24 protein-coding genes are annotated in these 23,146 nt (G+C 64.7%); 12 read left to right on the forward strand and 12 right to left on the reverse strand.

Annotation, left to right across the window (positions count from 1 at the left end):
* Window positions 1-3: 3 nt before the first annotated feature.
* Both AC1DZ5_RS00310 and AC1DZ5_RS00315 read right to left on the reverse strand, forming a co-directional pair.
* Complete coding sequence (locus AC1DZ5_RS00310) at window positions 4-2,142, reverse strand: xanthine dehydrogenase family protein molybdopterin-binding subunit (RefSeq protein ID WP_477884890.1); 2,139 nt, start codon at window positions 2,140-2,142, stop codon at window positions 4-6.
* 11 nt (window positions 2,143-2,153) lie between these two features.
* Complete coding sequence (locus tag AC1DZ5_RS00315; RefSeq protein WP_477884892.1) at window positions 2,154-2,618, reverse strand: (2Fe-2S)-binding protein; 465 nt, start codon at window positions 2,616-2,618, stop codon at window positions 2,154-2,156.
* 134 nt (window positions 2,619-2,752) lie between these two features.
* Between AC1DZ5_RS00315 and pdxH the strand changes: the two genes are divergently transcribed.
* Window positions 2,753-3,391: a pyridoxamine 5'-phosphate oxidase gene (gene pdxH, locus AC1DZ5_RS00320; protein WP_477884894.1), complete on the forward strand. Its 639-nt coding sequence runs from the start codon at window positions 2,753-2,755 to the stop codon at window positions 3,389-3,391.
* A gap of 406 nt (window positions 3,392-3,797) precedes the next feature.
* Here the strand turns inward: pdxH and AC1DZ5_RS00325 are convergent, their stop codons facing one another.
* Genes AC1DZ5_RS00325 through AC1DZ5_RS00350 form a run of 6 tightly spaced genes read right to left on the reverse strand, consistent with a single transcriptional unit; the run spans window position 3,798 to window position 7,969 of the window.
* Entirely contained in the window at window positions 3,798-4,754 is a 957-nt protein-coding gene (locus AC1DZ5_RS00325) for an AEC family transporter (protein ID WP_477884896.1), read from the reverse strand.
* A 16-nt stretch (window positions 4,755-4,770) separates the two neighbouring features.
* Window positions 4,771-5,301, reverse strand: a complete 531-nt coding sequence (locus tag AC1DZ5_RS00330; protein ID WP_477884898.1) for a DUF3299 domain-containing protein — start codon at window positions 5,299-5,301, stop codon at window positions 4,771-4,773.
* Between the two features lie 32 nt (window positions 5,302-5,333).
* Window positions 5,334-5,576, reverse strand: a complete 243-nt coding sequence (locus tag AC1DZ5_RS00335; RefSeq protein WP_477884900.1) for a hypothetical protein — start codon at window positions 5,574-5,576, stop codon at window positions 5,334-5,336.
* A gap of 19 nt (window positions 5,577-5,595) precedes the next feature.
* Entirely contained in the window at window positions 5,596-6,798 is a 1,203-nt protein-coding gene (locus AC1DZ5_RS00340) for an ABC transporter permease (RefSeq protein ID WP_477884902.1), read from the reverse strand.
* Window positions 6,795-7,487: an ABC transporter ATP-binding protein gene (locus tag AC1DZ5_RS00345; RefSeq protein WP_477884904.1), complete on the reverse strand. Its 693-nt coding sequence runs from the start codon at window positions 7,485-7,487 to the stop codon at window positions 6,795-6,797. Before AC1DZ5_RS00345 ends, AC1DZ5_RS00340 begins: the two co-directional genes overlap by 4 nt.
* A complete protein-coding gene (locus AC1DZ5_RS00350; RefSeq protein ID WP_477884906.1) occupies window positions 7,484-7,969 on the reverse strand; it encodes a Fur family transcriptional regulator in 486 nt (161 codons plus the stop codon). Before AC1DZ5_RS00350 ends, AC1DZ5_RS00345 begins: the two co-directional genes overlap by 4 nt.
* 105 nt (window positions 7,970-8,074) lie before the next feature.
* On the opposite strand from AC1DZ5_RS00350, the gene AC1DZ5_RS00355 reads away from it, so the two are divergent.
* From AC1DZ5_RS00355 to AC1DZ5_RS00375, 5 genes are all read left to right on the forward strand, one after another.
* Window positions 8,075-8,239: a hypothetical protein gene (locus tag AC1DZ5_RS00355; protein ID WP_477884908.1), complete on the forward strand. Its 165-nt coding sequence runs from the start codon at window positions 8,075-8,077 to the stop codon at window positions 8,237-8,239.
* A complete protein-coding gene (locus AC1DZ5_RS00360) occupies window positions 8,236-9,063 on the forward strand; it encodes a metal ABC transporter ATP-binding protein (protein ID WP_477884910.1) in 828 nt (275 codons plus the stop codon). Before AC1DZ5_RS00355 ends, AC1DZ5_RS00360 begins: the two co-directional genes overlap by 4 nt.
* Complete coding sequence (locus AC1DZ5_RS00365; RefSeq protein ID WP_477884912.1) at window positions 9,060-9,947, forward strand: metal ABC transporter permease; 888 nt, start codon at window positions 9,060-9,062, stop codon at window positions 9,945-9,947. The genes AC1DZ5_RS00360 and AC1DZ5_RS00365 overlap by 4 nt, the downstream gene beginning before the upstream one ends.
* 43 nt (window positions 9,948-9,990) lie before the next feature.
* Complete coding sequence (locus AC1DZ5_RS00370) at window positions 9,991-10,911, forward strand: metal ABC transporter substrate-binding protein (protein WP_477884914.1); 921 nt, start codon at window positions 9,991-9,993, stop codon at window positions 10,909-10,911.
* A 93-nt stretch (window positions 10,912-11,004) separates the two neighbouring features.
* Window positions 11,005-11,187 (forward strand): hypothetical protein, encoded by a 183-nt coding sequence (locus AC1DZ5_RS00375; protein ID WP_477884916.1) that lies wholly within the window; start codon window positions 11,005-11,007, stop codon window positions 11,185-11,187.
* Here the strand turns inward: AC1DZ5_RS00375 and msrA are convergent.
* The gene (gene msrA, locus AC1DZ5_RS00380; RefSeq protein WP_477884918.1) at window positions 11,184-11,726 is read right to left on the reverse strand and encodes a peptide-methionine (S)-S-oxide reductase MsrA; all 543 of its coding nucleotides are present in this window, start codon (window positions 11,724-11,726) and stop codon (window positions 11,184-11,186) included. The genes AC1DZ5_RS00375 and msrA overlap by 4 nt on opposite strands.
* Before the next feature lie 167 nt (window positions 11,727-11,893).
* Between msrA and AC1DZ5_RS00385 the strand changes: the two genes are divergently transcribed.
* Genes AC1DZ5_RS00385 through AC1DZ5_RS00410 form a run of 6 tightly spaced genes read left to right on the forward strand, consistent with a single transcriptional unit; the run spans window position 11,894 to window position 19,349 of the window.
* Window positions 11,894-12,580: a TetR/AcrR family transcriptional regulator gene (locus AC1DZ5_RS00385; RefSeq protein ID WP_477884920.1), complete on the forward strand. Its 687-nt coding sequence runs from the start codon at window positions 11,894-11,896 to the stop codon at window positions 12,578-12,580.
* Between the two features lie 8 nt (window positions 12,581-12,588).
* Window positions 12,589-13,722, forward strand: coding sequence for an efflux RND transporter periplasmic adaptor subunit (locus AC1DZ5_RS00390; protein WP_477884922.1), 1,134 nt, complete (start codon window positions 12,589-12,591; stop codon window positions 13,720-13,722).
* 3 nt (window positions 13,723-13,725) lie between these two features.
* Window positions 13,726-16,878, forward strand: a complete 3,153-nt coding sequence (locus AC1DZ5_RS00395) for an efflux RND transporter permease subunit (RefSeq protein ID WP_477884924.1) — start codon at window positions 13,726-13,728, stop codon at window positions 16,876-16,878.
* 43 nt (window positions 16,879-16,921) lie between these two features.
* Complete coding sequence (locus AC1DZ5_RS00400; protein WP_477884926.1) at window positions 16,922-17,575, forward strand: protein-L-isoaspartate O-methyltransferase family protein; 654 nt, start codon at window positions 16,922-16,924, stop codon at window positions 17,573-17,575.
* Window positions 17,576-17,616: 41 nt separating this feature from the next.
* Entirely contained in the window at window positions 17,617-17,958 is a 342-nt protein-coding gene (locus tag AC1DZ5_RS00405; RefSeq protein WP_477884928.1) for a rhodanese-like domain-containing protein, read from the forward strand.
* 56 nt (window positions 17,959-18,014) lie between these two features.
* Window positions 18,015-19,349, forward strand: a complete 1,335-nt coding sequence (locus AC1DZ5_RS00410; RefSeq protein ID WP_477884930.1) for a TolC family outer membrane protein — start codon at window positions 18,015-18,017, stop codon at window positions 19,347-19,349.
* Here the strand turns inward: AC1DZ5_RS00410 and AC1DZ5_RS00415 are convergent.
* From AC1DZ5_RS00415 to AC1DZ5_RS00425, 3 genes are read right to left on the reverse strand one after another with little or no spacing between them, the layout of a single operon-like run.
* Window positions 19,339-20,655 carry a 3-deoxy-D-manno-octulosonic acid transferase gene (locus tag AC1DZ5_RS00415; RefSeq protein WP_477884932.1) on the reverse strand — a complete coding sequence of 439 codons (1,317 nt, stop codon included), beginning with the start codon at window positions 20,653-20,655 and terminating at the stop codon, window positions 19,339-19,341. The two genes, AC1DZ5_RS00410 and AC1DZ5_RS00415, sit on opposite strands and share 11 nt — an antisense overlap.
* Window positions 20,652-21,725, reverse strand: coding sequence for a lipopolysaccharide heptosyltransferase I (gene waaC / locus AC1DZ5_RS00420; RefSeq protein ID WP_477884934.1), 1,074 nt, complete (start codon window positions 21,723-21,725; stop codon window positions 20,652-20,654). Before waaC ends, AC1DZ5_RS00415 begins: the two co-directional genes overlap by 4 nt.
* Window positions 21,722-23,098, reverse strand: coding sequence for a phosphomannomutase/phosphoglucomutase (locus tag AC1DZ5_RS00425; protein WP_477884936.1), 1,377 nt, complete (start codon window positions 23,096-23,098; stop codon window positions 21,722-21,724). Before AC1DZ5_RS00425 ends, waaC begins: the two co-directional genes overlap by 4 nt.
* Window positions 23,099-23,146: the final 48 nt, after the last annotated feature.

Consider the following 23,146-nt stretch of genomic DNA (forward strand, 5'->3'; position numbering starts at 1 on the left):
CGCTCAGGCGGCCCGGATCGCCGCTTCGTTGATGGGCAGCTTGCGCACACGCTTGCCGGTGAGCGCTGCCACCGCATTCGCAATGGCGGGCGCCACCAGGGCCGTGGCGGGCTCGCCGATGCCGCCGGGCTTCTCGGTGCTGTTGACTAGCGTGATGTCGATCACCGGTGCCTCGTACATGCGCACCAGCGGGAAGGTGTTGAAGTTGGTCTGCTGCACGCGGCCATTGACCAGCGTGATCTCCTGCATCGTCGCGGCCCCCAGGCCAAACACGATGCTGGACTGGATCTGCGCCTCCACCGTGTCGGGGTTCACCATGCGGCCCAGATCGGCCGCAACGGTCATCTTGTGCACCTTGACGGCCCCGCCCTCCAAGCTGATCTCGGCCACCTGGGCCATGTAGGTGTCGTAGCCTTCCATCAGCGCGATACCGCGCGAGCGGCCCGCAGGCAATGGAGTGCCCCAGCCGGCCTTGTCCGCCGCGAGCTTGAGCACATTGGCAAAGCGGGGCTGTTTCTCCAACAGGCTCATGCGGTAGGCGTAGGGGTCTTTGCCTGCGGCAATCGCCAGTTCGTCGATGAAGCTCTCGTTGGCAAAGGCGTTGAGCGCATGGCTGACCGAGCGCCAGTAGCCCACGCGCAGGCCGGCATCGTGCTTGACCACGTCGTGGCGCGAGGCTGGAATCTCGTAACCCGCCACGGCGGCCTCGGTCATCAGCGGGTCCTGCACCGGCGCAGGCAGGCCAAAGATGCGACCGGTGACCGACTGCGAAGTCAGGCGGAAGGTCATGGCGCTGGGCTTGCCATCGGCCCCCAGGGCCGCCGCCATGGTGTGGATGGCCTGCGGGCGGTAGAAGTCGTGCGTCATGTCGTCTTCACGAGACCAGACCAGCTTGACCGGTTTGCCCACGGCCTTGGAGATTTGTGCGGCCTGGATGATGAAGTCGATGTCGATGCGCCGCCCAAAACCGCCACCCAGGAAGGTGGTCTCCACACTCACGTCTTCGGGCTTCACACCCACAGCGGCAGCAATCGCGCTTTGCGCTGCGTCCTGCCACTGCGTGGGGCCGATCAGGCGCACCTTGCCGTTGTTGTAGTCGGCGGTGAAGTTCATGGGCTCCAGTGGCGAGTGCGACAGCAGTTGACTCGCATACTCGGCGCGCACCACTTTGTCCGACGCGGCAATCACCGCGTCCGGGTCACCCACAGCCTTGAGCGGAATCGGTGTGCCGGTCTTGGCCGCACCGCGCAGGCTGTCGAGCATGGCTTTTTCATTCAGTGTGGCGCCCGCACCTTCGTCCCAGGTGATGTTGACGGTCTTGCGTGCGGTGTTGGCCCGCCACCAGCTGTTGGCCACCACGGCCACACCGTCGGGGATCTCCACCACCGCAATAACGCCGGGCATGGTCTTGGCCTTGGCCGCATCAAACGACTTGACCTTGCCGCCGATCACCGGACACTGCTCCAGCGCCGCGTAGACCATGCCGGGCAGCTTCACATCGATGCCGAACTCGGCCGTGCCGTTGACCTTCATGGGCGTGTCCAGACGCTTGGTGCGCTTGCCCACGATGGTGAAATCCTTGGGGTCCTTGATGCTCACCTTCTCCGGCACCGGTAGCTTGGAGGCGTCGGCCGCCAGCGATCCGTAGCTGGCCTTTTTGCCGTTCGGGCCTATCACCATGCCGTCTACCGCTTTCAGCGTGGAGCGGTCCACATTCCATTGGTTGGCGGCGGCGCTGATCAGCATTTCGCGCACCTGGGCGCCACCGATGCGCAGCTTCTCCCAGCCGTCACGCACCGAGGTCGATCCGCCAGTGAGCTGCGGCCCACCCAACAAGGGGTTGCCATAGAGCTTGGCGTTGGGCGGTGCAATGCGCACCTTGACCTTGCGCAGGTCCACGTTGAGCTCTTCGGCAATCAGCATGGGCATGGAGGTGTAGACGCCCTGCCCCATTTCCGAGCGCGCCGAAATCAGGGTGATGGTGTTGTCGTCAGCAATATGCACCCAGGCATTGGGCGTGTGCACGGTGCCGGCTGCCTGCAGCGCGCCGGGCACTGCAATACCCATGAGCAGGCCGCCGCCGGCCAGGGCGGTGGAGGTCTTGAGGAAGTCGCGACGCGAAGCGTTTTGGATCTTGGTCATGGTGCTGCTCCTCAGACTTTGCGCATCGTGGAGGCCGCATCCTTGATGGCGGCCTTGATGCGGGGGTAGGTGCCGCAGCGGCAGAGGTTGCCGCTCATGGCGGCGTCGATGTCCGCATCGGAGGGGTTTTTGTTGCCAGCGAGCAATGCCGCTGCACTCATGAGCTGGCCCGACTGACAGTAGCCACACTGCGGCACGTCGTGCTTGATCCATGCCACCTGCAGCGGGTGGGTGTTGTTGCGCGACAGCCCCTCCACGGTGGCCACCTTCTTGCCCGCAACGGTGGACAGCGGCGTCTGGCAGGACCGCACAGGCGCACCATTGACATGCACCGTGCACGCCCCGCAGAGTGCGGCACCGCAACCGAACTTGGTGCCGGTCATGCCCAGTTCATCGCGGATCACCCACAGCAGCGGGGTATCAGGCTCTGCGTTCGCGGTTACCGCCTTGCCATTGACTTGGAATTTGACGCTCATGGGGGTGTCTCCTTGTTGAAGGTGCCTTAGCCAACACAGCGTAGTCACTGCCGGGCTCCAGCACAGCAAGGGGAATCCCTAATAAGCATGACCCCATGGAGTCGCCTGAAACCGGGCTTCCCTATACTGGCCCCATGACCTCTATCGCCGACCTTCGCAAAAGCTACGAGCGCGCCGAGCTGGACGAAAAAGCCTCGCACGCCGACCCCCTGCAGCAGTTTGACCAATGGCTGAAAGAAGCTATTCAAGGCGAGGTGCCCGAGCCCAACGCCATGACGCTGGCCACCGTGGGCAGCGACTTGCGCCCCAGCACCCGCGTGGTGCTGATCAAGGGCTATGACGCGCAAGGCATCGTCTGGTACACCAACTACGACAGCCGCAAGGGCCACGAGCTGGCCGGCAACCCGTACGCGGCCCTGCAGTTCCACTGGGTGGAGCTAGAGCGCGTGGTGCGCATCGAGGGTGTGGTGGAGAAGGTGAGCCCAGAAGAAAGCGACGCCTACTTCCACAGCCGCCCGCTGGATTCGCGCATTGGCGCGTGGGCATCGCCACAGAGCGAGGTCATCTCAGGGCGCAGCGTGTTGGTGACCAACGCCGCCAAGTACGCCGCGCAGTTTTTACTGAAGCCACCGCGCCCTCCACACTGGGGCGGCTACCGGCTCAAGCCGGACAACTGGCAGTTCTGGCAAGGGCGCAGGAGCCGCCTGCATGACCGGCTACGCTACACGCTGGAAGACAGCGGCGGCTGGCGGCGCGAGCGGCTTGCGCCCTAATTTTTTTGTTCAGCTGCGCCGCTTTTTTAACACCCACTCCCCCAGCCCCTCGCCCCGTCGGCGAGGGGAGCCTTTAACAGCCGATTTGGTGTCTGCGCGCCGAATACGGAATTAATTCAGTGAGGTTGCCACCGTTATTTCGCTCTGCGGCCAGCACCAACGGTTGTGGCGAACTCGAACAGGTTGCGCCCCCCCCACTGGCGAGCGCAGCCGCCAGCGTTGACCACCCTACATCTCCGAAGACCCTCCAACGCAGGCGTGGGCCTTGGAGAGAAACCGCAGATCTAAAGCACCGCCAGTAGCAACGTAGCCGGCGCGACACAACAAGATACGGCTGTTAAGACTCCCCTCGCCGACGGGGCGAGGGGCTGGGGGAGTGGGTGTTAAAAAAACGGTACTTAAAAGCTCAGGCAATCAACGGCACCAACGTCATCACCAAGGTCACACTGACCAAGGCCACCAACGTAGACACCGCCACGCTGGCCGTGACCAGATCCTCCGCCTTTTGATACCGCTGCGAGAACAAGAACACATTGGCACCGATGGGCAGCGACGCCGCCACCACCAGCACCGTGAGCGACATGCCGCGCAGGCCAAACACATAGCCCGCCAGCGCCATGAGCGCGGGGTGCAGCAGGGTCTTCACCGCAGACACGACCAGGGCGCCTTTCAGATGTCGGCCGATGGAGGCCTGCGACAGCGTGACGCCCACCAGTACCAGCGCCACCGGGCCAAAGGCGTTGCCCAGCAACAGCAGGGGCCGGTCCACCACGTCGGGCAGGGTCCAGCCGGTTTGCGCAAACAGCAAGCCCGCAATGATGGGCATGGGCACGGGGTGAATCACCGCGTTGCGCACGGCCAGGCCGATGGAGACCAGCGGGTGGCGCTCGGGCGCGTCACTGTGCCTGGACTGCTCACGCGCGTGCAGCAGTTCCAACACCACGGTGGCCATGGTCAGCAGCACCAGCGCGTGCAGAGAGATGAGCGTAAACAGCAGCACCAGCGCCTCTTTGCCATAAGCCAGGCCGACCAGCGGAATACCGATCATCACGGTGTTGCTGAACGTGCCCGAGAGCGCAATGACCGCCGCGCGGCTGCTGGCGCCTTGTATCAACAAGAGCGCAGTGAACAGGCCTGCGGCCACGGCGAAATAGAGCGAGACGGGGCGAAAGTCCAGCGTCTCGATGTGCACGCTGCTCATGGTGCGAAACAGCAGCGCCTGCGTCAGCACCAGAAACACGAGGTTGGAGAGATCGCGCACCGCCTCCTGGCGGATCAGTTTGAGTTTGCCGGTGATGAGCCCCACCACAATCAGCAGAACCACCGGCAACAGGGACGAGACGACCGGATGGTCCAAGGCCATACGCGGCGTAACCGCTTTACTTCACGGGCACCGCGTCGGTGATGCGGTAGTACAGGCCGTAGGGGTCGTCGCTCAGCACCGCAAACTGGCCTTCCACCACCACGGCCTCCAGCGAGTACTTGACTGGGGTTTTGGTCTTCACCTCCACCATGCTCTCGGGCCCACCGGGCACGCAGAAGGCGCAGGTCAGCGGCACCGAGCTCAGCAAAAAGTGCTTCTGCTTCTCCCCCGGCTCCAGCGGCATCATGAAGCCCTGGATGCGCTGGCTCTTCTTGTTGAGCGCCTGCACATCCGATGGGAACACCGGCAGGAGGCGATTCTTCTCGTTCTTGGTCTTCACGGCAGTCAGCACCGACCAGGGCAACACATCGGCGCGGTCTTGCAGCGGGGCGAACGGACTGTTGGGGCCATGCACCCCAGGGCCGCTGCCCAGCGGAATACCGCCGGGCGGGATGGCTGCGCCGCCCATGGGCGAGCTCAGTTGGGCAGACGCCACCGCAGCCACCAGGCTGAGGGACAGGGCAAGCACGCGGGCCAAGGGTTTCATGGTGTGGTCTCCAACGGGCCTAGTTTACGCCCTCAGTGTTCGTGCTTCATGCCGCAGAACTTGCCAATTGCCAGGCCCTTGCAGGCGGCCTGCAGGTCCTTGTTGCACACGTCTTCGTCCTTGCCGGACTCGCGGCAGGTGGCTGCAGCCAGGTGTGCGGCGGCAATGGCGCGGTGCTTCAACACGTCTTGCTTGGTGTCTTCTGCGCTTTCCTTTGCTATGGAAACCGTAGCTACTTGCGCAAGGAATACGAGGGCTAGGAGTGCTTTTTTCATAAATACCTCTTCAGTTGGTTCATCGGGATTGCAAAAGTTCCAGCACGCTGACGCGGTAGGCGCCTATAGCCGGCAGCAGCGCCGAGACCAGCGATACGCCCAGCGCCAGCGCGGGCACGATCCACAGCTCCACGGGCCAGACTACGCCACCAATCAGCAGCGAGTTGTCCAGCTGCAGCAGCCAGGCCAGCGCAGCGGTGCAGGCCTGCCCCAGCAGCACGCCCAGCACGGCGGCCACCAGGCCCAGCCACAAGGCTTCGCTGAGTAACAACGCTGCCACCTTGTGCGGCGGCGCGCCCAGCATGCGCAGCAGCGCCAAGTCGGCGCGGCGCTCGCGCACGGCACTCCACAGCGCGATGAATACGCTCAGGCCCGCAGTCAGCAGCAGCACACCGGCAAAGGCGCGCAGCACATCGGTGCCCAGCCCCAGCATGTGCAACAGGCGGCTGATCTCGACCGCCGGCGCGGCAGCCTGCATTTCGGTGCTGGTATTCACATAGCGCGGAAAGCTCAGTGCCGCCATGGGCGTCTTGTACTTAACGAGCGCCATGGTGATTTCGCGCTCCTCTTCCATCACCTTGCGGTCATCGTCGTCCACTGCCGTGTAGTCCTCATGCACCTTCCACACGGAGGCGGTGTCGGTCAAGATGAGGCGGTCCAGCACACTGCCGCTGGGCGCCAGAATGCCGACCACGGTGTAGGGGTTATCGCCGTGCAAGTGGCCGCCCGCGCCTAGGCCGTGCGAACCGACAAAGCTTTGCCCCAGCTGCAGGCCCAGCTTGCGCGCCGTGGTGGCGCCCAGCACCACCTGCATGGGTGCGTCCCACGCGCGGCCTTGGGCCAGTGTGGCGCCGTAGTGGTCCATGTAGGCGTGCGAGGTGCCAACGATGCGGTAGCTCGCAAAGTTATCGCCCAGGCTGATGGGGATGATCTGCGCCACCAGCGGGTTCTTGGCCAGCTCTTTCACCGCCTTGAGCGGCACATTGCCGGGCGGCACATCGATATGCAATACGCCCGAGAGGATGAGCTGCATGGGGCTGCCCTTGGCGCCCACCACCACGTCGATGCCCGCCAGATCGCGGTCAAACGCCTTGCTGAGTTGCGCACCCACCAAGAGCAGAAAGGTGATGGATGCCAGCCCCAGGCTCAGCAGCAGCACATTGAGTGCGGCGCCGAGTGGGCGCGACCACAGGTAGCGCCAGGCAAACAGCAGGGTTTTCATGCGGTTTGCTCCTCTTTTAATAGCTGCTGACGCAATAAACGCAGGGGCTGGAAGCCGATTTGACCATTAACATCCGCGGGAATGAGCGCCGCCACGCGCGCATCGTGGGTAGCAATCACCAGCGTGGCGCCATGGGTGCGGGCGGTGGCCAGCAACAGCGCCACGGCGTCGGCCGCGGCTTCATCGTCCAGGCTGGCGGTGGGCTCGTCGGCCAGCAACACGCGCGGCTGCAGCAGCACGGCCCGCGCCAGCGCCACACGCTGCGCCTGCCCGCCCGACAGCTGTGCGGGCTTGCGTCCCGCCAGCTCGGCCACGCCCAGTGCGTGCAGTGCCGTGGTGATGGCGACGGTGTCTTCGGGCTGGCCCGCGGCCCACTGCGCCATGGCAAGGTTCTGCTGCACGGTGAGTGCCGCGCTCAGGTGCAATTTCTGAGGAAGAAAGCCGATAGCCCCCGCCCGCCATGCGTCAGCAGCTACAGATTTGAGAGCATGTAGCGGCTGCCCGGCCACCTCCACCGTGCCCGTGGTGGGTGCTACCAGCCCGGCCACCAGCGCCAGCCAGGTCGATTTTCCGCAGCCCGAAGGGCCGCTGAGCAGCAGCACCACGCCCTGCGCCACGTCCACATCGGGAAACTGCAGCGCAGCCTCAGCACCCGCATAGCGATAGACCAGCCCCTGCGTGCGGATCATGCGGCGGCACCGGTAGCGCAATCCACACACACGCCCCGCACCGCAAAGTCCATGCTCATGCCCTGGTAGCCCAACGCCGCCAGCGTTTCCAGCGCGGTTTGCGCGGCCTTCTCCAGGTCGTTGGCATTGGCCTTGAGCGCGCCGGCCAGCGGGCTGTCGCGGTGGCAGCTTTGGCATTCGAAATGGGGGATGGCGTGCACGCTGGTGGGCATGGCCTGGTAGCGGCGCACGCGCTGGCTGTCCACGCGGCACAGCAGCAGGCCCACCTGGGTGAGCCGGTCGATCAGGCGGTACAGCGTCACGCGGTCCAGCGCAGCCTCGGCATCGTCGGCCAGTGCAATCTGCAGCTGGCCGTGGGTGTAGCTGGTGTCCGGGTGGGCCAGCAGCCAGCCCAGCACTTGGCGGGCAGCGGCCGTACGGCGCAGGCCGTGGGCAGACAGCAGGGCATCAATCGGGTCGGCAGGCGGGGGCAAGGAAGCCATAGGGCGCTTTCTAAAAATGCAATTGTGTTGCAATAAATTCCATAACGCAACAAAGTTGCGTTATATTTGCACTCCATTTACCGCAATCGAGTTGCATTATTAACGATGAAATCGTCCAGCCCGCCACCGTTTACCCAGTCTTTACACCGCCCGCCCCGCCCCAGCGTGCTGGCCTGGCCCGCCTGGCGCCGCGCCGCCGTGGTGGTGCCCGCGCTGGTGCTGCTGTGGCTGGCCGTGGCCTGGGCGTGCACCGAGGTGGCGCCGCTATGAGCGCCCTGGTCACCCTGGACAACCTGACGGTGAGCTACCGCCGCCACCCGGCACTGCACTATGTCAGCGGGCAGTTCGCCGCGGGCACGCTTACCGCAGTCGTGGGGCCCAATGGCGCGGGCAAAAGTACGCTGCTCAAAAGCATCGCCGGGCTGCTGCCCGCGGCAGGCGTGCGCCTGGGCCTGCCGCGCCAGCAGCTGGCCTACCTGCCCCAGCAGAGCGAGCTGGACCGCAGCTTCCCCCTGGATGTGCGCGACTGCGTGCTGTTGGGCCTGTGGCGTCGCAGCGGCGCTTTTGGCGCTGCCACCGCAGCCATGCTGCGTGAGGTAGACGCCGCCCTACACACCGTGGGCCTGCAAGACTTTGCGCACCGGCCCATGGGCACACTCTCCAGCGGCCAGCTGCAGCGCGTGCTGTTTGCGCGCCTGCTGGTGCAGGACGCGCAACTCATCCTGCTGGACGAACCCTTCAACGCGGTGGATGCCAACACCACCGCCGCGCTACTGGACCTGGTGCGCCAGTGGCACCGGCAAGGCCGCACGGTGGTGGCCGTGTTGCATGACGATGCCCAGGTGCGCACGCACTTTCCGCAAACGCTGCTGCTGGCACGCGAGCTGGTGGCCTGGGGTGCAACGGACCAGGTGCTGACCGCGCCGAACCTGCAACGCGCCCGCACCATGGCTGAGGCTTGGGAGGCTGACGAACACCCCCCGGCTCGCCCACTGCGTGTGGCCGCTTTCCCCCTTGCAGGGGGCAACACCAGTGGCCCGGCAAAGCCGGCTCCACGGTGTTCCGCGCAGCATCAAGAAGTAGCGCTGCCATGACCGTTATGCCCGCGCTGTGGGACACCCTCATCGCCCCCTTTACCGAATTCGTCTTCATGCGCCGTGCGCTGGTGGCCACGCTGGCGCTGGCACTCAGCGCCGCGCCACTGGGCGTGTTCCTCACGCTGCGGCGCATGAGCCTGCTGGGTGATGCGCTCAGCCATGCCATCCTGCCCGGCGTGGCGTTGGGTTTTATGGTCAGCGGGCTGTCGCTCACGGCCATGGCGCTGGGGGGTGTGCTGGCCGGACTGTTGGTGGCGGGTGTGGCCGGAGCAATCAGCCGTTTCACCACCCTGAAGGAAGACGCCAGCCTGGCCGCCATCTACCTGGTCGCCTTGGCGCTGGGCGTGACGTTGATTGCGCGCCACGGCACGCAGCTGGACCTGCTACACATTTTGTTTGGCAGCGCGCTGGGCGTGGACACGGCAGGCCTGCGCCTGGTGGCTGGCGTGACCACCGTGAGTCTGCTGGCGCTGGCGCTGATGTACCGTGGCCTGGTGCTGGAGACGCTGGACCCCGTGTTTTTGGCCGCCCACCGCCACGGCCTACCCGCGTGGGTATGGCACCAGGGCTTTCTGGTGCTGGTGGTCGTGAACCTGGTCGCAGGCTTCCAGACGCTGGGCACGCTGATGGCCGTGGGCCTGATGATGCTGCCCGCCGTGAGCGCGCGCCTCTGGCACGACACCCTGCCCGCCCAGCTGCTCAATGCGAGCGCCCAGGCCGCGCTGGCCGGTGTGGCCGGCCTGCTGCTGTCCTACCACTGCGACACGCCCTCAGGACCCACCATCATTGGCTGTGCAGGTGCGCTCTACGCCACCTCACTCCTCATCGCCCCCGGCGGCTGGCTGCCCCGGTTGCGCAGCACGGCCCACCGTGTGGCCTGACGTTTCCGCCCCCTTCTCTCTTCATCCACTCTCTGGAGCTTTCATGCCGCACGCCCCCGCCTTTGCCACCTTTCCCCGCCGCTTCCTGCTCGCCAGTGCTGTCGCCCTGGCGCTGCTGGGCTCCGCCCATGCGGACACGCCCTTGCCCGTCACTGCCAGCTTCAGCATCCTGGGGGATCTGGTGCGCGTGGTGGGTGGCGACCGCGTGGCTGTCACCACGCTCGTCGGTCCCAATGAGGATGCCCATGTGTTTGAACCCACACCCGGCCACGCCAAGACCGTGCTGGCCAACAAGCTGCTGGTCACCAACGGTCTGGGCTTCGAGCCCTGGGCGCACAAGCTGGTCAAATCGGCGGGCTACCGCGGCACCGTTCTGGTGGCCGCCAAGGGCGTGAGGCCGCGCAGTCTGGCCGATGAGCACGGCCACACCGAGGCCGACCCCCACGCCTGGCAAAACCCGCAAAACGTGGTGCTGTATGTGCGCAACATCGCCCACGGTCTGGCGCAGGCCGATCCCGCAGGCGCCGCCAGCTACCAGGCCAACGCAGAGGCCTATGTGAAAGAGTTGCAGGCACTGGACGCTTGGGCACAGGCGCAGATCGCCAGCATCCCCGCGGCCAAACGCAAGGTGATCACTTCGCACGACGCATTTGGCTACTTTGGCGCGCACTACGGCGTCCAGTTCCTCGCGCCCCAGGGCATCAGCACGGAGGCGGAGCCCAGCGCCAAGCAGGTGGCGCAGTTGATCCGGCAGATCCAGCGCGAAAAAATACGCGCGGTGTTCCTCGAAAACATGGGCAGCCCCAAGCTCATTGCCCAGCTGAGTAAGGACGCCGGTGCCACACTGGGCCCCACCTTATATGCCGATGCCCTATCTGCCGCCGACCAGCCCGACGCCACCACCTACCTGCAGATGATGCGCTACAACGTGACGCATCTGGTGACTGGCATGCGCTTGAACTAAAGCCGGTTTTTGCTATATCTGTAGTAACTCCTGCGCACACTGCGCGGGAGTTACGGCCAGGAAGGCACAATATTGCCAACTGGAGAAAGTGCCATGAAGCGCAATGAAGAACCCAAACTCTGGGTCACCATCTTGAAACTCGTTGTTGGAGCCGTCGTGTTGATCGGCGGCGTGGGCCTCGCCCTTTGGTATGTCGACCAGGTCCAAGGCCCGCCGCAGATTGCCAAGCCGGTGTCCAACTGGGGCATCGCAGGCGACTCGCCCCTGCGGCGCTAGGGCTTTTGCAGACGCGAAAACGTCTTGCGAAACTTGGCCACCTTGGGGGCAGCCACCGCCATGCAATACCCTTGGTGCGGATTGCGCTCAAAAAAGTCCTGGTGGTAGGCCTCGGCCGGCCAGTAGTTGTCCACTGGCAGCACCTCGGTGACGATGGGGCGGCTGTAAACGCCACTGGCGGCCATTTCGGCCATCACCTCGCGCGCCACCGCCTGCTGCTCGGGCGCGGACACATAAATACCGCTGCGGTACTGGGTGCCCGTATCGTTGCCCTGGCGATTCAGCGTGGTCGGGTCGTGGATCACAAAGAAGATCTCCAGTACCTCGCGGGTGGAGATTTGCGCCGGGTCGTACACCAGCTTGACCACTTCGTTGTGCCCGGTGCTGCCGGTGCACACGTCTTCGTAAGTGGGCTGGACCACGTGGCCGTTGCTGTAGCCGGATTCCACGTCCACCACACCTTTAACCTGCACAAACACCGCCTCGGTGCACCAAAAGCAGCCGCCGCCCAGCACCAGGGTTTGAAGGAATTCAGACATGGGTTCTCCAATAAGATCAACAGGGCTCACGCAACTTAGTCGCCCCAGACCATCCCATCTTACGCAGTGCCCCCCAAAACCCGCGCTAGGGCATAGCTTTACAAGCTCCGCGTTTGACAGTCCGCAGGCGCACGGCTACATTAATAACCAATCAGTCAGTAACTTTCATGTCCACGCCCTTCAACCTCTGTGACATCGCCGCCAACGCGCGCGCCAAGCGCGAACGCCGCAAAGACGCGCGCCCCGGTGAACTGCTGGCCGCGGCGCTGGAGCTGTTCGTGGAAAAAGGCTTTGCCGCCACCCGCGCCGAGGAAGTGGCCAAACGCGCCGGCGTGTCCAAGGGCACGCTGTTCCTGTATTTTTCCAGCAAAGAAGAACTGTTCAAGGCCGTGGTGCGGGAAAACCTGTCCGGGCGCTTTGTCGAATGGCGCGTGGAACTGGAGCAGTACCAAGGCAGTAGCGCCGATCTGCTGCGCCACTGCGTCAACACCTGGTGGGAGCGCCTGGGCTCGACCCAGGCCGCCGGTATTTCCAAGCTCATGATGAGCGAGGCCGGCAACTTCCCCGAGCTGGCCGCCTTCTACCAAGCCGAAGTCATCATGCCGGGCCGCGAGCTGATCCGCCGCGTGCTGCAGCGGGGCATCGACAGCGGCGAATTCCGCCCCATGGACCTGACCTACGGCGTCTACAACGTGCTGGCCCCCATGCTGTTTTTGGCCATTTCCAAACACTCCGGTAGCGGCTGCATGCCAGCCAATGAGCCGCTGGACCCCGTGAAGTACATCAACTCCCAAGTCGACAATATTTTGTACGGCCTGTGCATGCGCCCAGCCCCTACACCCTCCTCCACCTGAACACCCCCATGAAACGCTGGCTGAAATGGATTGTTATAGGGCTGGTGATCGCCGTCATCGTGGCAGTTGCCGCACGCCTGCTCTCGGCCCGCAAAGCCAAACAAGAAGAGCTGGAAGCCCAACAGGCATCGCAAAAGGCCCAAGCCACCCTGGTGTTGCCCGCTACCGACGTGGTGACGGTTAAGACCGTGGAGCTGACCCAGGGCCTGTCCATCTCCGGCCCGCTGAAAGCTGTCAACTCTGCCTTCGTCAAAGCCCGCGTGGCTGGCGAGCTGCAGGGCCTGGCCGTGCGCGAAGGCGACTTTGTGAAGGCAGGGCAAATCATCGCCCACGTGGACCCCACCGAATTCCAGGCACGTGTGCGCCAGGCCCAGCAGCAGGCCGAAAGTGCCCGGGCTCAGGTGGACATTGCCAAGCGCAACTTTGACAACAACCGTTCGCTGGTAGACCAGGGCTTTATCTCCAAGACCGCGCTGGACTCGTCCATTGCCACGCTGACCTCCGCCGAGGCCACCTACCACGCCGCCCAGGCCGGGGTGGACGTGGCCACCAAGTCGCTGGACGACGCGGTGCTGCGCGCCCCGATTGCGGGCCAGATCGCGCAGCGCCTGACACAACCCGGCGAACGTGTGGCGATCGACGGCCGTGTGGTGGAGATCGTGGACCTGAGCCGCCTGGAACTCGAGGCCAGCCTCAGCGCCACCGATTCCCTCAGCATCAAGGTCGGGCAAACCGCCCAACTGACCGTAGAGGGTGCGGCCAAACCACTAACCGCCAAAGTGGTGCGCGTGAACCCCAGCGCCGTCGCGGGCAGCCGCGCTGTACTGGCCTACCTGTCGATCGAGGGCAATTCTAAATTGCGCCAAGGCCTGTTTGCCCAGGGCACGCTGGCCACCGGCAAGGGCAACAGCCTGGTCGTGCCACTGAATGCAGTGCGCACCGACAAGCCGCAGCCCTATGTACAGGTGCTGAGCAATGGGCAGGTGGTGCACCAGACGGTCGCCCTGGGCCCGCGCGGCGACGTCGACGGCCAGACCATGGTGGCGGTGCAAGGTGTGGCCGAAGGCGCGCAGGTGCTGGGCGGTACCGTGGGCACGGTGCGCGAAGGTACCCTCGCCAAAGCCCAAACCGCGGCGCAGTAGACCATGTGGTTTACCAAAGTCAGCCTGAAGAACCCGGTGTTCGCCACCATGGTCATGCTGGCCTTGGTGGTGCTGGGCTTGTTCTCGCTGCAGCGCTTGCAGGTGGACCAGTTCCCCAACATCGACTTTCCCGTGGTGGTGGTGATCGCGGATTACCCCGGTGCTTCGCCCGAGATCGTGGAGAGCGAAGTCTCCAAGAAGATCGAGGAAGGCGTGAACTCGATCGCCGGCATCAAGGCGCTGACCTCACGCAACTACGAAGGCCAGTCGGTGGTCGTCATCGAGTTCGGCCTGCACATCGATGGCCGCAAGGCTGCTGAGGATGTGCGCGAGAAAGTGGCCTCAGTGAAGCCGAATTTGCGCACGGAAGTGAAAGAGCCCCGCGTGCTGCGCTTTGACCCGGCGGCCCGTGCCATCTGGTCGGTGGCCGTATTGCCCGACACCACGGCCGGCGCCAAGGCCCTGAGCGCCGTGGAACTGACCAACTGGTCCGAGCAGACCCTGAAGAAGCGCCTGGAAAACGTGCGCGGCGTGGGCTCGGTCACGGTAGTGGGCGGCACCCGGCGCGAGCTGAACCTGTACCTGAATCCCCAAGCACTGGAAGCCTTTGGCATCACGCCCGACCAAGTGGTCAGCGCGGTGCGCAACGAGAACCAGGACGTGCCCGTAGGCACCATCCACTCCAATCAGCAGGAGCGTGTGATCCAGATTGCCGGGCGCATGGAACGCCCGGAAGACTTTGGCAAGATCATCGTGGCCCGCAAGAACGGCGCACCCGTGCTGCTGCAGCAGCTGGCCCGTATCTCTGACGGCGCTCAGGAAGTGGACAGCCTGGCGCTGTACAACGGCCAGCGCACCCTGCTGCTCAATGTGCAGAAGTCGCAGGACGAGAACACCATTGCCGTGGTCGATGGTCTGGCCAAAACACTGACGGAAATGCAGAAACAGCTGCCGCCCGGCGTGCGGCTGGAACCCATCATGGACGGCTCACGCCAGATCCGGGTGTCGGTGGAAAACGTGCGGCGCACGCTGATCGAAGGTGCGGTGCTGACCGTGCTTATCGTGTTCCTGTTCCTGAACTCCTGGCGCTCCACCGTCATTACCGGCCTCACGCTGCCCATCGCGCTGATCGGCACCTTTTTGTTCATGAACCTGTTTGGTTTCACCATCAACATGATCACGCTGATGGCGCTCTCGCTGTGCGTGGGCTTGCTGATTGACGATGCCATCGTGGTGCGCGAAAACATCGTGCGCCATGTGCAGATGGGCAAGAGTGCCTTTGATTCGTCCATGGACGGCACGCAGGAGATCGGCCTGGCCGTGCTGGCCACCACGCTGTCCATCGTGGCGGTGTTCCTGCCCATCGGTTTCATGGGCGGCATCATCGGCAAGTTTTTCCACGAGTTCGGCATCACCATCGTGGCCGCCGTGATGATCTCCATGTTTGTGAGCTTCACGCTGGACCCCATGCTCTCCAGCATTTGGCACGACCCCAGCATTGAATCGCATGGTCGCCAGGGCCCGCCCGTTACCTTTTACGACAAAACCATTGGCCGGGTCACCGGCTTGTTTGATCGCGGCACCGACTGGCTGGCCGACGCCTACCAGACCATCCTGCGCTGGTCGCTGGTCCATAAGCTGGCCACCGTGTTGCTGGCTGTGGGCATCTTTGTACTGAGTATCTTCATGGTGCCGCTGCTGGGAACTGAATTTGTTCCGAAGTCAGACTTTTCCGAAACTTCACTCAACTTTTACACACCGGTGGGATCATCGCTGGAAGTGACCGAGGCCCGGGCCAGGCAGGTCGAAACCATCATCCGCGAATTCCCCGAAGTGCGCTACACACTGACCACCATCAACACCGGCAACGCCCAGGGCAAGATGTACGCCAGCATCTATGTGCGCCTGGTGGACCGCAAGGCCCGCACGCGGGGCGTGGACGCCATGTCCGTGCTGCTGCGCGACCGTCTGCGCCAGGTGCCCGGCATCACGGTGACCCATGTGGGCCTGCTGGACTCGGTGGGTGGCAACAAGCAGGTCCAGTTCTCTATCCTCGGGCCTGATACCAGAGAGCTGGAGCGCTTGACCCAGTTGGCCCTTGAAAAAGTGCGCCCGGTGGTGGGCCTGGTGGACCTGGACTCCAGCGTCAAACCCAACAAACCCACACTGGACGTGCAGGTGCAGCGCGATGCCGCATCTGACCTGGGTGTGGGTATCGCCCAGATCGGCACAGCCCTGCGCACCCTGGTGGCCGGGCAGACCGTGGGCAACTGGCGTGCGCCGGATGACCAGACCTACGACGTCAACGTGCGCCTGGCGCCCGAAGCCCGCGCCAGCGCGCTGGACATGGAACGCATCCCTTTCGCGCTGGGCACCAATACCGATGGCAGCCCGCGCATCGTGCGCCTGAACCAGGTGGCCAAGGTGGTCGAGTCCACGGGCCCCAACCAGATCAACCGCCGCGACCTCACGCGCGAGGTGTCCTTCAGCGCCAACGTGTCAGGCCGATCGGCGGGCGAGGTGTCAGCGGACATTAAGACGGCCATGGACAGCATTGCCCTGCCCCCGGGCTACAGCTACCAGTTCAGCGGCTCCACCAAAGACATGGCAGAGTCGTTTGCCTACGCGGTGTCGGCGCTGGCCATGGCCATCATCTTCATTTACATGATTCTGGCCAGCCAGTTCAAGAGTTTCCTGCAGCCGCTGGCGCTGATGACCGCGCTGCCGCTTACGCTGATTGGTGTGGTGCTGGCGCTGATGATCTTCAACTCCACGCTGTCGATGTTCTCCATCATCGGCGTGGTGATGCTCATGGGCCTGGTGACCAAGAACGCGATTTTGCTGGTGGACTTTGCCATCCGCGCACGTGAGGACGGCATGGAGCGGTCTGAGGCCCTGCTGCTGGCCGCCAAGGTGCGCCTGCGCCCCATTTTGATGACTACGCTGGCCATGATTTTTGGCATGGTGCCGCTGGCGTTTGCGCTGACCGAAGGGTCTGAGACCCGCGCCCCCATGGGCCAGGCGGTGATTGGCGGGGTCATCACCTCCTCGCTGCTAACGCTGGTGGTGGTGCCCGTGGTGTACTGCTACATGGACGATCTGGCCCACTGGGCCAAGCGCCTGTGGGGCAGCACTCCCAGCACCCTGGCCCCGTAAAATTTGGCCCTTTGCCGACCGTAATTCCGAAGGAGAGAAAACGATGAACTTTGCCCAAGCCCGCTTCAACATGATTGAGCAGCAGATCCGCCCCTGGAACGTGCTCGACACCGACGTGCTGGAACTGCTGAGCACGGTACCGCGCGAGGACTTTGTTCCCAAGGCACACCAGGTGCTGGCCTTTGCCGACCTGGAAATTCCGCTGCCTGGCGGCCAGTGCATGCTGGCCCCACGCCTGGAAGCGCGCCTGCTGCAAGACCTGGCCATCCAGCCGCACGAGTCGGTGCTGGAAATCGGTGCCGGTTCCGGCTTCATGGCCGCGCTGCTGGCCCACCGCGCCCACCACGTGCTGAGCATTGACCTGGTACCCGAACTGGTCAACATGGCGCGCGCCAACCTGGCTGCCGCTGGCATCAACAACGTGACCGTGCGCGAGGCCGATGGCGCCAAGCTGGCCACCGGCGAAGGTAACTTTGACGTGATTCTGCTGAGCGGCTCGGTCACCCAGGTGCCGCAGGACCTGCTGCAACGCCTGAACGTGGGTGGCCGTCTGGCAGCTGTGGTGGGTGATGAGCCGCAGATGCGCGCCACCTTTGTCACCCGCACCAGCACCAACGAATTCCGCACCACCCAGCCCTGGGATGTGAACGCGCCGCGCCTGCAGCACTTTGCCGAGCCTTCGCGCTTTTCTTTCTAACCTGCCCTCTAACCCGCTAGTTCACGCTGTGCGCCCTGCCCATGATTGACCAAGTCCGCCCTTCCCAACTTACACCCTGGTTTGCCAGCGTGGCCGAGCACGGTGCGCCGCTGGTACTGGACGTGCGCGAGCCGCACGAACTGGCCGTTGCCAGCGTGCAAGCCGACGGGTTTGAGCTGCTGACCATTCCCATGGGCACGGTGCCGCAGCGACTCACTGAGCTGGACGCTTCCAGGCCTGTGGCCTGCCTGTGCCACCACGGTGCACGCAGCATGCAGGTGGCTATGTTTCTCCACAGCCACGGGTTCACCCATGTGGCCAATATTGCCGGCGGCATTGACGCCTGGTCGGCAGAGCGCGACGCCAGCGTGGCGCGCTACTGAACCGGCGTCATTCCCCACCCGATAGTTCCACCTCCCCGAGCCTGAGAAAGCACTCCATGTCCCGATCTACTGCCTCCACCCACCTGCGCCTGCTGCCCCTGTTTGTGGCCATGGCCTCTTGCCTGGCCGCATCCGCCCAGGCCCAAAGCCTGGTCGACCTGTACACCGCCGCGCGCGGCTTTGATGCCACCTACCAGTCGGCCAAGTCGCAGTTTGATGCAACGCTGGCCAAGGGCGATCAGGCCCGTGCCGCCATCTTGCCCACCGCCAACCTGGGCTTGGGCATGAGCCGCACCAGCCAGGAAGTGCTGCCCACGCCAGAGCGCGCCTATGGGACGCAGAACGCCACGATCAGCGCCTCCCAACCGTTGTATCGCCCCGCCAACTGGGCCAGCTACGAGCAGGGCAACAAGCAAGCTGCGCTGGCTCAAGCCCAGCTGCAGGCAGCCGAGCAGGACCTGATCGTGCGCGTGAGCCAGGCCTACTTTGACGTGCTGGCCTCCAGCGACAGCCTGGCCTTTGTGAAGAGCCAGAAAACCGCGGTCGCTGAGCAGTTGGCCTCGGCCAAACGCAACTTTGAGGTCGGCACCTCCACCATCACCGACAGCCGCGAAGCCCAGGCCCGCTACGACCTGGTGATTGCCCAGGAACTGGCCGCCGATAACGACCTGTTGGTCAAGACCATTGCGCTGAACCAGCTGGTCGGCAAGACCGATGCCCAGCCCAAGCCCCTGGCCGCCCCCGTAGTGCTGGCGCCACTGCAGCCCGCAGATGCGGAAGCCTGGGTACTGGCCTCTGAAGCCAACCACCCGAGCATTCAGCAACTGGCAGTGGCACTGGACGTGGCCAAGCTGGAGACCGCCAAGGCCGAAGCCGGCCACAAGCCCACGCTGGACCTGACTGGCAGCTACTCTGCCGTCAATAACAACGGCACCTCCACGGCCATTGCCGACAGCCGGGTGAATGTGGCCACCATCGGCCTGAGCTTCAACCTGCCGCTGTTTGCGGGCTTCTCCACACAAAACCGCATCAAGGAAACCCTGGCGCTGGAAGACAAGGCCCGCACCGACCTGGAAGCCGCCAGACGCGCCGTGGCGCAGGGCACGCGCACCGCCTACTTCGGCGTGCTGTCGGGCCAAGGCCAGGTGAAGGCACTGGAGGCGGCCGAGGCATCCAGCCAAAGCGCACTGGACGCCAACAAGCTGGGCTACCAAGTGGGTGTGCGCATCAACATCGACGTACTGAATTCACAAAGCCAGCTGTTTGACACCAAAGCCAAGCTGGCCAAGGCGCGCTACGACGTGCTGGTGGGCGGGCTGAAGCTGCGCCAGGCCAACGGCACGCTCAAGGCCGAAGACCTGAACCCCATCAACAGCCAGCTCACAAACTGATCTTCAACACCGCGGCCACGGCCTGCGCGGTGCGTAGCGCTGCACCGCGGTGGGCAGCGCCCAAGCCCAGCGCAGCCTGCTGCGCCGCAGCCAGGGCGTACGGTGTGTGCAGCAGGATGGTGGCCCGGTCCACGGCCTGCGCCAGATCCGCACAGGCAAACGCGGCGCCAGCCTCTACCGCCAACTGCGCGGCCTCGGCAAAGTTATAGGTGTGTGGCCCCATGAACACGGGCGTGCCGCAGGCCGCAGCTTCGATGAGGTTTTGCCCGCCCAGGCGCGCAAAGCTGCCGCCCAGCAGTGCGGCTTGGGCCAAGCCAAAGTACAGCGCCATCTCCCCCACCGAATCGCCCAGCCACACGTCGGCCACAGGCGGCGCTGCATCGCCCCACTGGCTGCGGCGCGCTACGGTGTAGCCCGCCGCGGTGAACAGCGCAGCCACCTCGTCAAAGCGCTGAGGATGGCGCGGCACGATCAGCCACTGCACGTCGGATGCTATGGTTTCAGGAGCTGCTTGCGCATATTCCACGGGGGCTAGAGGCCTATTTCGCTTCAAAACCTCGAGTAGCATGGCTTCTTCGCCCTCACGCGAACTCGCAAACATCAGCACGGGACGCGCCGCTGCAGTGCGCCACGCCTGTCCCAGGGCGAGGTGTGCTGCGTTGGGCGTGGCGTCGAATTTGAAGTTACCGAATACCCCGCGCACCGGGGTATCCAGTTGCCGCAAGCGGTCTGCATCGGCCTGGGACTGCGCCCACACTGCATGCAGGGCACGGTACGCAGGCCGGGCCAGCCAGGCCAGGCGCTGCGCCTGGCGCAGGCTCTTGTCGCTGAGGCGCGCGTTCACCAGGCACAGCGGCACACCAGCGCGCGCGCTCTCTGCCACCAAATTGGGCCAGAGCTCGGTTTCCATGAGCAGGCCGATGTGTGGCCGGAAATGGGTGAGGAAGCGGCGCACGGCGCCCACCGAATCCCACGGTTGCCAAACCTGCACATCGCCCGGCTGCAACAGGCTGCGACCGGCCTCGCGCCCAGTGGCCGTGCCGTGCGTGAGCAGCAGGCGCATACCCGGCAACGCCAGGCGCAGCTCCTTCAGCAATGCGACGGCAGCCCGGGTTTCGCCGAGCGACACCGCGTGCAGCCACACCAGTGGACCAAGACCGCTTGGGGATGGAGGTTGTGTGTAGTGGCCAAAGCGCTCTTCCACGTGTTCGCCGTACACAGGTTCCGCCACAGCGCGGCGGCGCAGCTTGCGCCGCACCAGCGGCTGCATGAGCCAGGTAGCGCAGGAGTACAGCGCACGCATCATCGGCACAGCACCGGCGTGGCCAGGCTGTCCCAGGCCTGCCAGACGGCATCCACCGTGGGCTGCGGCTGGCCAAACACGCTGAGCTGGCGCAGCGGCAGGCGCGGCGCGGTGGCCGCGTCGGTGCCGGCCAGCACCTCGGGCCCGGTGCGCCAGGCGGTGTCAAAGTTGTAGATCTGCACATGCGGCAAATCCAGCGCCACGGCAATGTGGCTCACACCGCTGTCCACCCCCACCACGCCGGCGCAGTGGGCCAGGGTGTCGGTCATGGCGTCCAGTGCCATGGCGGGCCAGACCCAGGCGTCTTGCAGCTGCTTGGCAATCGCCTCGCTCGTCGCCTTCTCGGTCGCGTTGCCATGCGGCAGGGCCACGGCAAAGCCCGCGTGGTTCAAGCGCTGGCCCAGTTCCACCCAGGCAGCCAGCGGCCATTCCTTGTCTGCGCGGGAAGTGCCATGCACCAAAGCCACCACGGCCTTCTTGGGCGTGAACGGGTTGTCGGCCTGGCCAATCGGACCGGGCTGGACGATGGCCAAGTCACCAGGCTTGAGGCCGCACAGCGCGGAGCCCTGCAAGTCATAGCCCAGCGAGGCAGCACACAGAATGCGGGAACGCTGCACCGCGTGCACATGGGGCTCAATCTCAATAGCCACATCGGCCACCCAGCGGGCGGGCGCCTCAAAGCCTGAGCCTTCTGTCTGGTTGGCCAGACCATAGCGCTTGCCCTTGGGCGTGGTGCGAGCCAGCCAGGACACCAACGCCGATTTGCTCAGGCCCTGCAGGTCAATCACCGCGTCGTAGGCCTGGGCCTGCAGCTGCGTCTTGAAGGCTTTCCACGCGCGGCGTGTAGTGGCGGCCAACGGCGCCTTGCGCCAGCGCCGCAGGTCGCAGGCGATGACCTGGCCTACGCCTTCACAGCGCGCCACCAGCGGCGCAAACGCGCCCTCCACCACCCAGTCAATCTGCGCCAGCGGATAGGCGCGGCGCAGGTCCTGCACGGCGGGCATGGCATGCACCACGTCGCCCAGCGACGAGAGCTTGACGATCAGAATGCGTTGGATAGTCGCAGCTTTCAATGGGTCACCTTGCTCAGTTGGGCGTGCGGCAGCAACGTGCGCAGCAGGGCCAGCATATCGGCCTGGATGCGCTGCAACGCGGCTTCGGTCTGGCCCTCAAAGCGCAGCACCAAAGCGGGTGTGGTGTTGGAGGCGCGCACCAGGCCAAATCCATCGGGCCAATCCACGCGCAGGCCGTCCACGGTGCTGACTGTGGCCGACGCGTCGAACTGTGCATCGGTCACCAGCTGCGCCACCACCGCGTGCGCCTCTTCACAGGCCACATGCAGTTCGGGCGTAGAGAAACTGTTGGGCAGGGCCTGCAGCACGGCACTCGCATCGGGCGCGCCGCTCAGGATTTCGAGCAGACGGGCTGCAGCATAGGTACCGTCGTCAAAGCCATACCAGCGCTCCTGGAAAAAGATGTGGCCTGTCATCTCGCCACCCAACAGCGCGTTCACCTCACGCATCTTGGCCTTGATCAGCGAGTGGCCGGTCTTCCACATCAAGGGTGTGCCGCCGGCAGCCACAATGGCCGGAGCCAGTTGCTGCGAGCACTTCACGTCAAACACCACAGTGCCACCGGGCGCGCGTGACAGTGCATCGCGCGCAAACAGCACCATCTGTCGGTCGGCGTAAATGGTGGCGCCATCGCGCGTGACCACGCCCAGCCGGTCGCCATCGCCATCAAAGGCCAGGCCCAGTTCTGCGTCGCCCGCCTGCAGTGCGGCAATCAGATCGCGCAGGTTCTCAGGCTGGCTGGGGTCAGGGTGGTGGTTGGGGAAGTTGCCATCCACGGTGCTGAAGAGCTCCTGCACCTCGCAACCAATGGCGCGCAGCACGCCAGGGGCAGAAGCACCGGCCACACCATTGCCACTGTCCACCACAACCTTGATCTGCCGCGCCAAGCGGATGTCGCCCGCGATGCGTGCGGTGTAGTCGGCCAGCAGGTCTGCGCTGCGGCAGCTTCCGCCGGGCTGCAGCAACCAGGTCTCGGCCTCCATGGTTTGGCGCAGGGCCTGGATGGCATCGCCATACAGCGCCGCACCGGCCAGCACCATCTTGAAGCCGTTGTAGTCGCGCGGGTTGTGGCTGCCCGTGACCTGGATGCCGCTGCGGCACAGGGTGCTGGTAGCAAAGTACAGCATGGGCGTGGTGACCATGCCCACGTCGATCACCTGCACGCCGGTGTCCTGCAGTCCCCGGATGACGGCAGCCACCAGCGCAGGGCCGCTCAGGCGGCCATCGCGCCCCACGGCCACCGTGGTCTCGCCGCTGGCCATGGCCAGCGTGCCAAAGGCGCGGCCCAGGCCCAGCGCCACATCGGGCGTGAGCGTGGCGGGAACGATGCCGCGAAGGTCATAGGCCTTGAACAGGCTGGCCGCTACTTGCATGGAGGAAAACGTACTTTCAGGTTGGCCGTGGATTGTAGGGTGCCACTT

This window comes from Rhodoferax sp. P1_F3 (genome assembly GCF_056405715.1).

Bases quoted from the DNA above. Each gene is read 5' to 3' on its own strand.
- AC1DZ5_RS00310 (WP_477884890.1), bottom strand. From the start codon at position 2,142: ATGACCAAGATCCAAAACGCTTCGCGTCGCGACTTCCTCAAGACCTCC.
- AC1DZ5_RS00315 (WP_477884892.1), bottom strand. From the start codon at position 2,618: ATGAGCGTCAAATTCCAAGTCAATGGCAAGGCGGTAACCGCGAACGCA.
- pdxH (WP_477884894.1), top strand. From the start codon at position 2,753: ATGACCTCTATCGCCGACCTTCGCAAAAGCTACGAGCGCGCCGAGCTG.
- AC1DZ5_RS00325 (WP_477884896.1), bottom strand. From the start codon at position 4,754: ATGGCCTTGGACCATCCGGTCGTCTCGTCCCTGTTGCCGGTGGTTCTG.
- AC1DZ5_RS00330 (WP_477884898.1), bottom strand. From the start codon at position 5,301: ATGAAACCCTTGGCCCGCGTGCTTGCCCTGTCCCTCAGCCTGGTGGCT.
- AC1DZ5_RS00335 (WP_477884900.1), bottom strand. From the start codon at position 5,576: ATGAAAAAAGCACTCCTAGCCCTCGTATTCCTTGCGCAAGTAGCTACG.
- AC1DZ5_RS00340 (WP_477884902.1), bottom strand. From the start codon at position 6,798: ATGAAAACCCTGCTGTTTGCCTGGCGCTACCTGTGGTCGCGCCCACTC.
- AC1DZ5_RS00345 (WP_477884904.1), bottom strand. From the start codon at position 7,487: ATGATCCGCACGCAGGGGCTGGTCTATCGCTATGCGGGTGCTGAGGCT.
- AC1DZ5_RS00350 (WP_477884906.1), bottom strand. From the start codon at position 7,969: ATGGCTTCCTTGCCCCCGCCTGCCGACCCGATTGATGCCCTGCTGTCT.
- AC1DZ5_RS00355 (WP_477884908.1), top strand. From the start codon at position 8,075: ATGAAATCGTCCAGCCCGCCACCGTTTACCCAGTCTTTACACCGCCCG.
- AC1DZ5_RS00360 (WP_477884910.1), top strand. From the start codon at position 8,236: ATGAGCGCCCTGGTCACCCTGGACAACCTGACGGTGAGCTACCGCCGC.
- AC1DZ5_RS00365 (WP_477884912.1), top strand. From the start codon at position 9,060: ATGACCGTTATGCCCGCGCTGTGGGACACCCTCATCGCCCCCTTTACC.
- AC1DZ5_RS00370 (WP_477884914.1), top strand. From the start codon at position 9,991: ATGCCGCACGCCCCCGCCTTTGCCACCTTTCCCCGCCGCTTCCTGCTC.
- AC1DZ5_RS00375 (WP_477884916.1), top strand. From the start codon at position 11,005: ATGAAGCGCAATGAAGAACCCAAACTCTGGGTCACCATCTTGAAACTC.
- msrA (WP_477884918.1), bottom strand. From the start codon at position 11,726: ATGTCTGAATTCCTTCAAACCCTGGTGCTGGGCGGCGGCTGCTTTTGG.
- AC1DZ5_RS00385 (WP_477884920.1), top strand. From the start codon at position 11,894: ATGTCCACGCCCTTCAACCTCTGTGACATCGCCGCCAACGCGCGCGCC.
- AC1DZ5_RS00390 (WP_477884922.1), top strand. From the start codon at position 12,589: ATGAAACGCTGGCTGAAATGGATTGTTATAGGGCTGGTGATCGCCGTC.
- AC1DZ5_RS00395 (WP_477884924.1), top strand. From the start codon at position 13,726: ATGTGGTTTACCAAAGTCAGCCTGAAGAACCCGGTGTTCGCCACCATG.
- AC1DZ5_RS00400 (WP_477884926.1), top strand. From the start codon at position 16,922: ATGAACTTTGCCCAAGCCCGCTTCAACATGATTGAGCAGCAGATCCGC.
- AC1DZ5_RS00405 (WP_477884928.1), top strand. From the start codon at position 17,617: ATGATTGACCAAGTCCGCCCTTCCCAACTTACACCCTGGTTTGCCAGC.
- AC1DZ5_RS00410 (WP_477884930.1), top strand. From the start codon at position 18,015: ATGTCCCGATCTACTGCCTCCACCCACCTGCGCCTGCTGCCCCTGTTT.
- AC1DZ5_RS00415 (WP_477884932.1), bottom strand. From the start codon at position 20,655: ATGATGCGTGCGCTGTACTCCTGCGCTACCTGGCTCATGCAGCCGCTG.
- AC1DZ5_RS00425 (WP_477884936.1), bottom strand. From the start codon at position 23,098: ATGCAAGTAGCGGCCAGCCTGTTCAAGGCCTATGACCTTCGCGGCATC.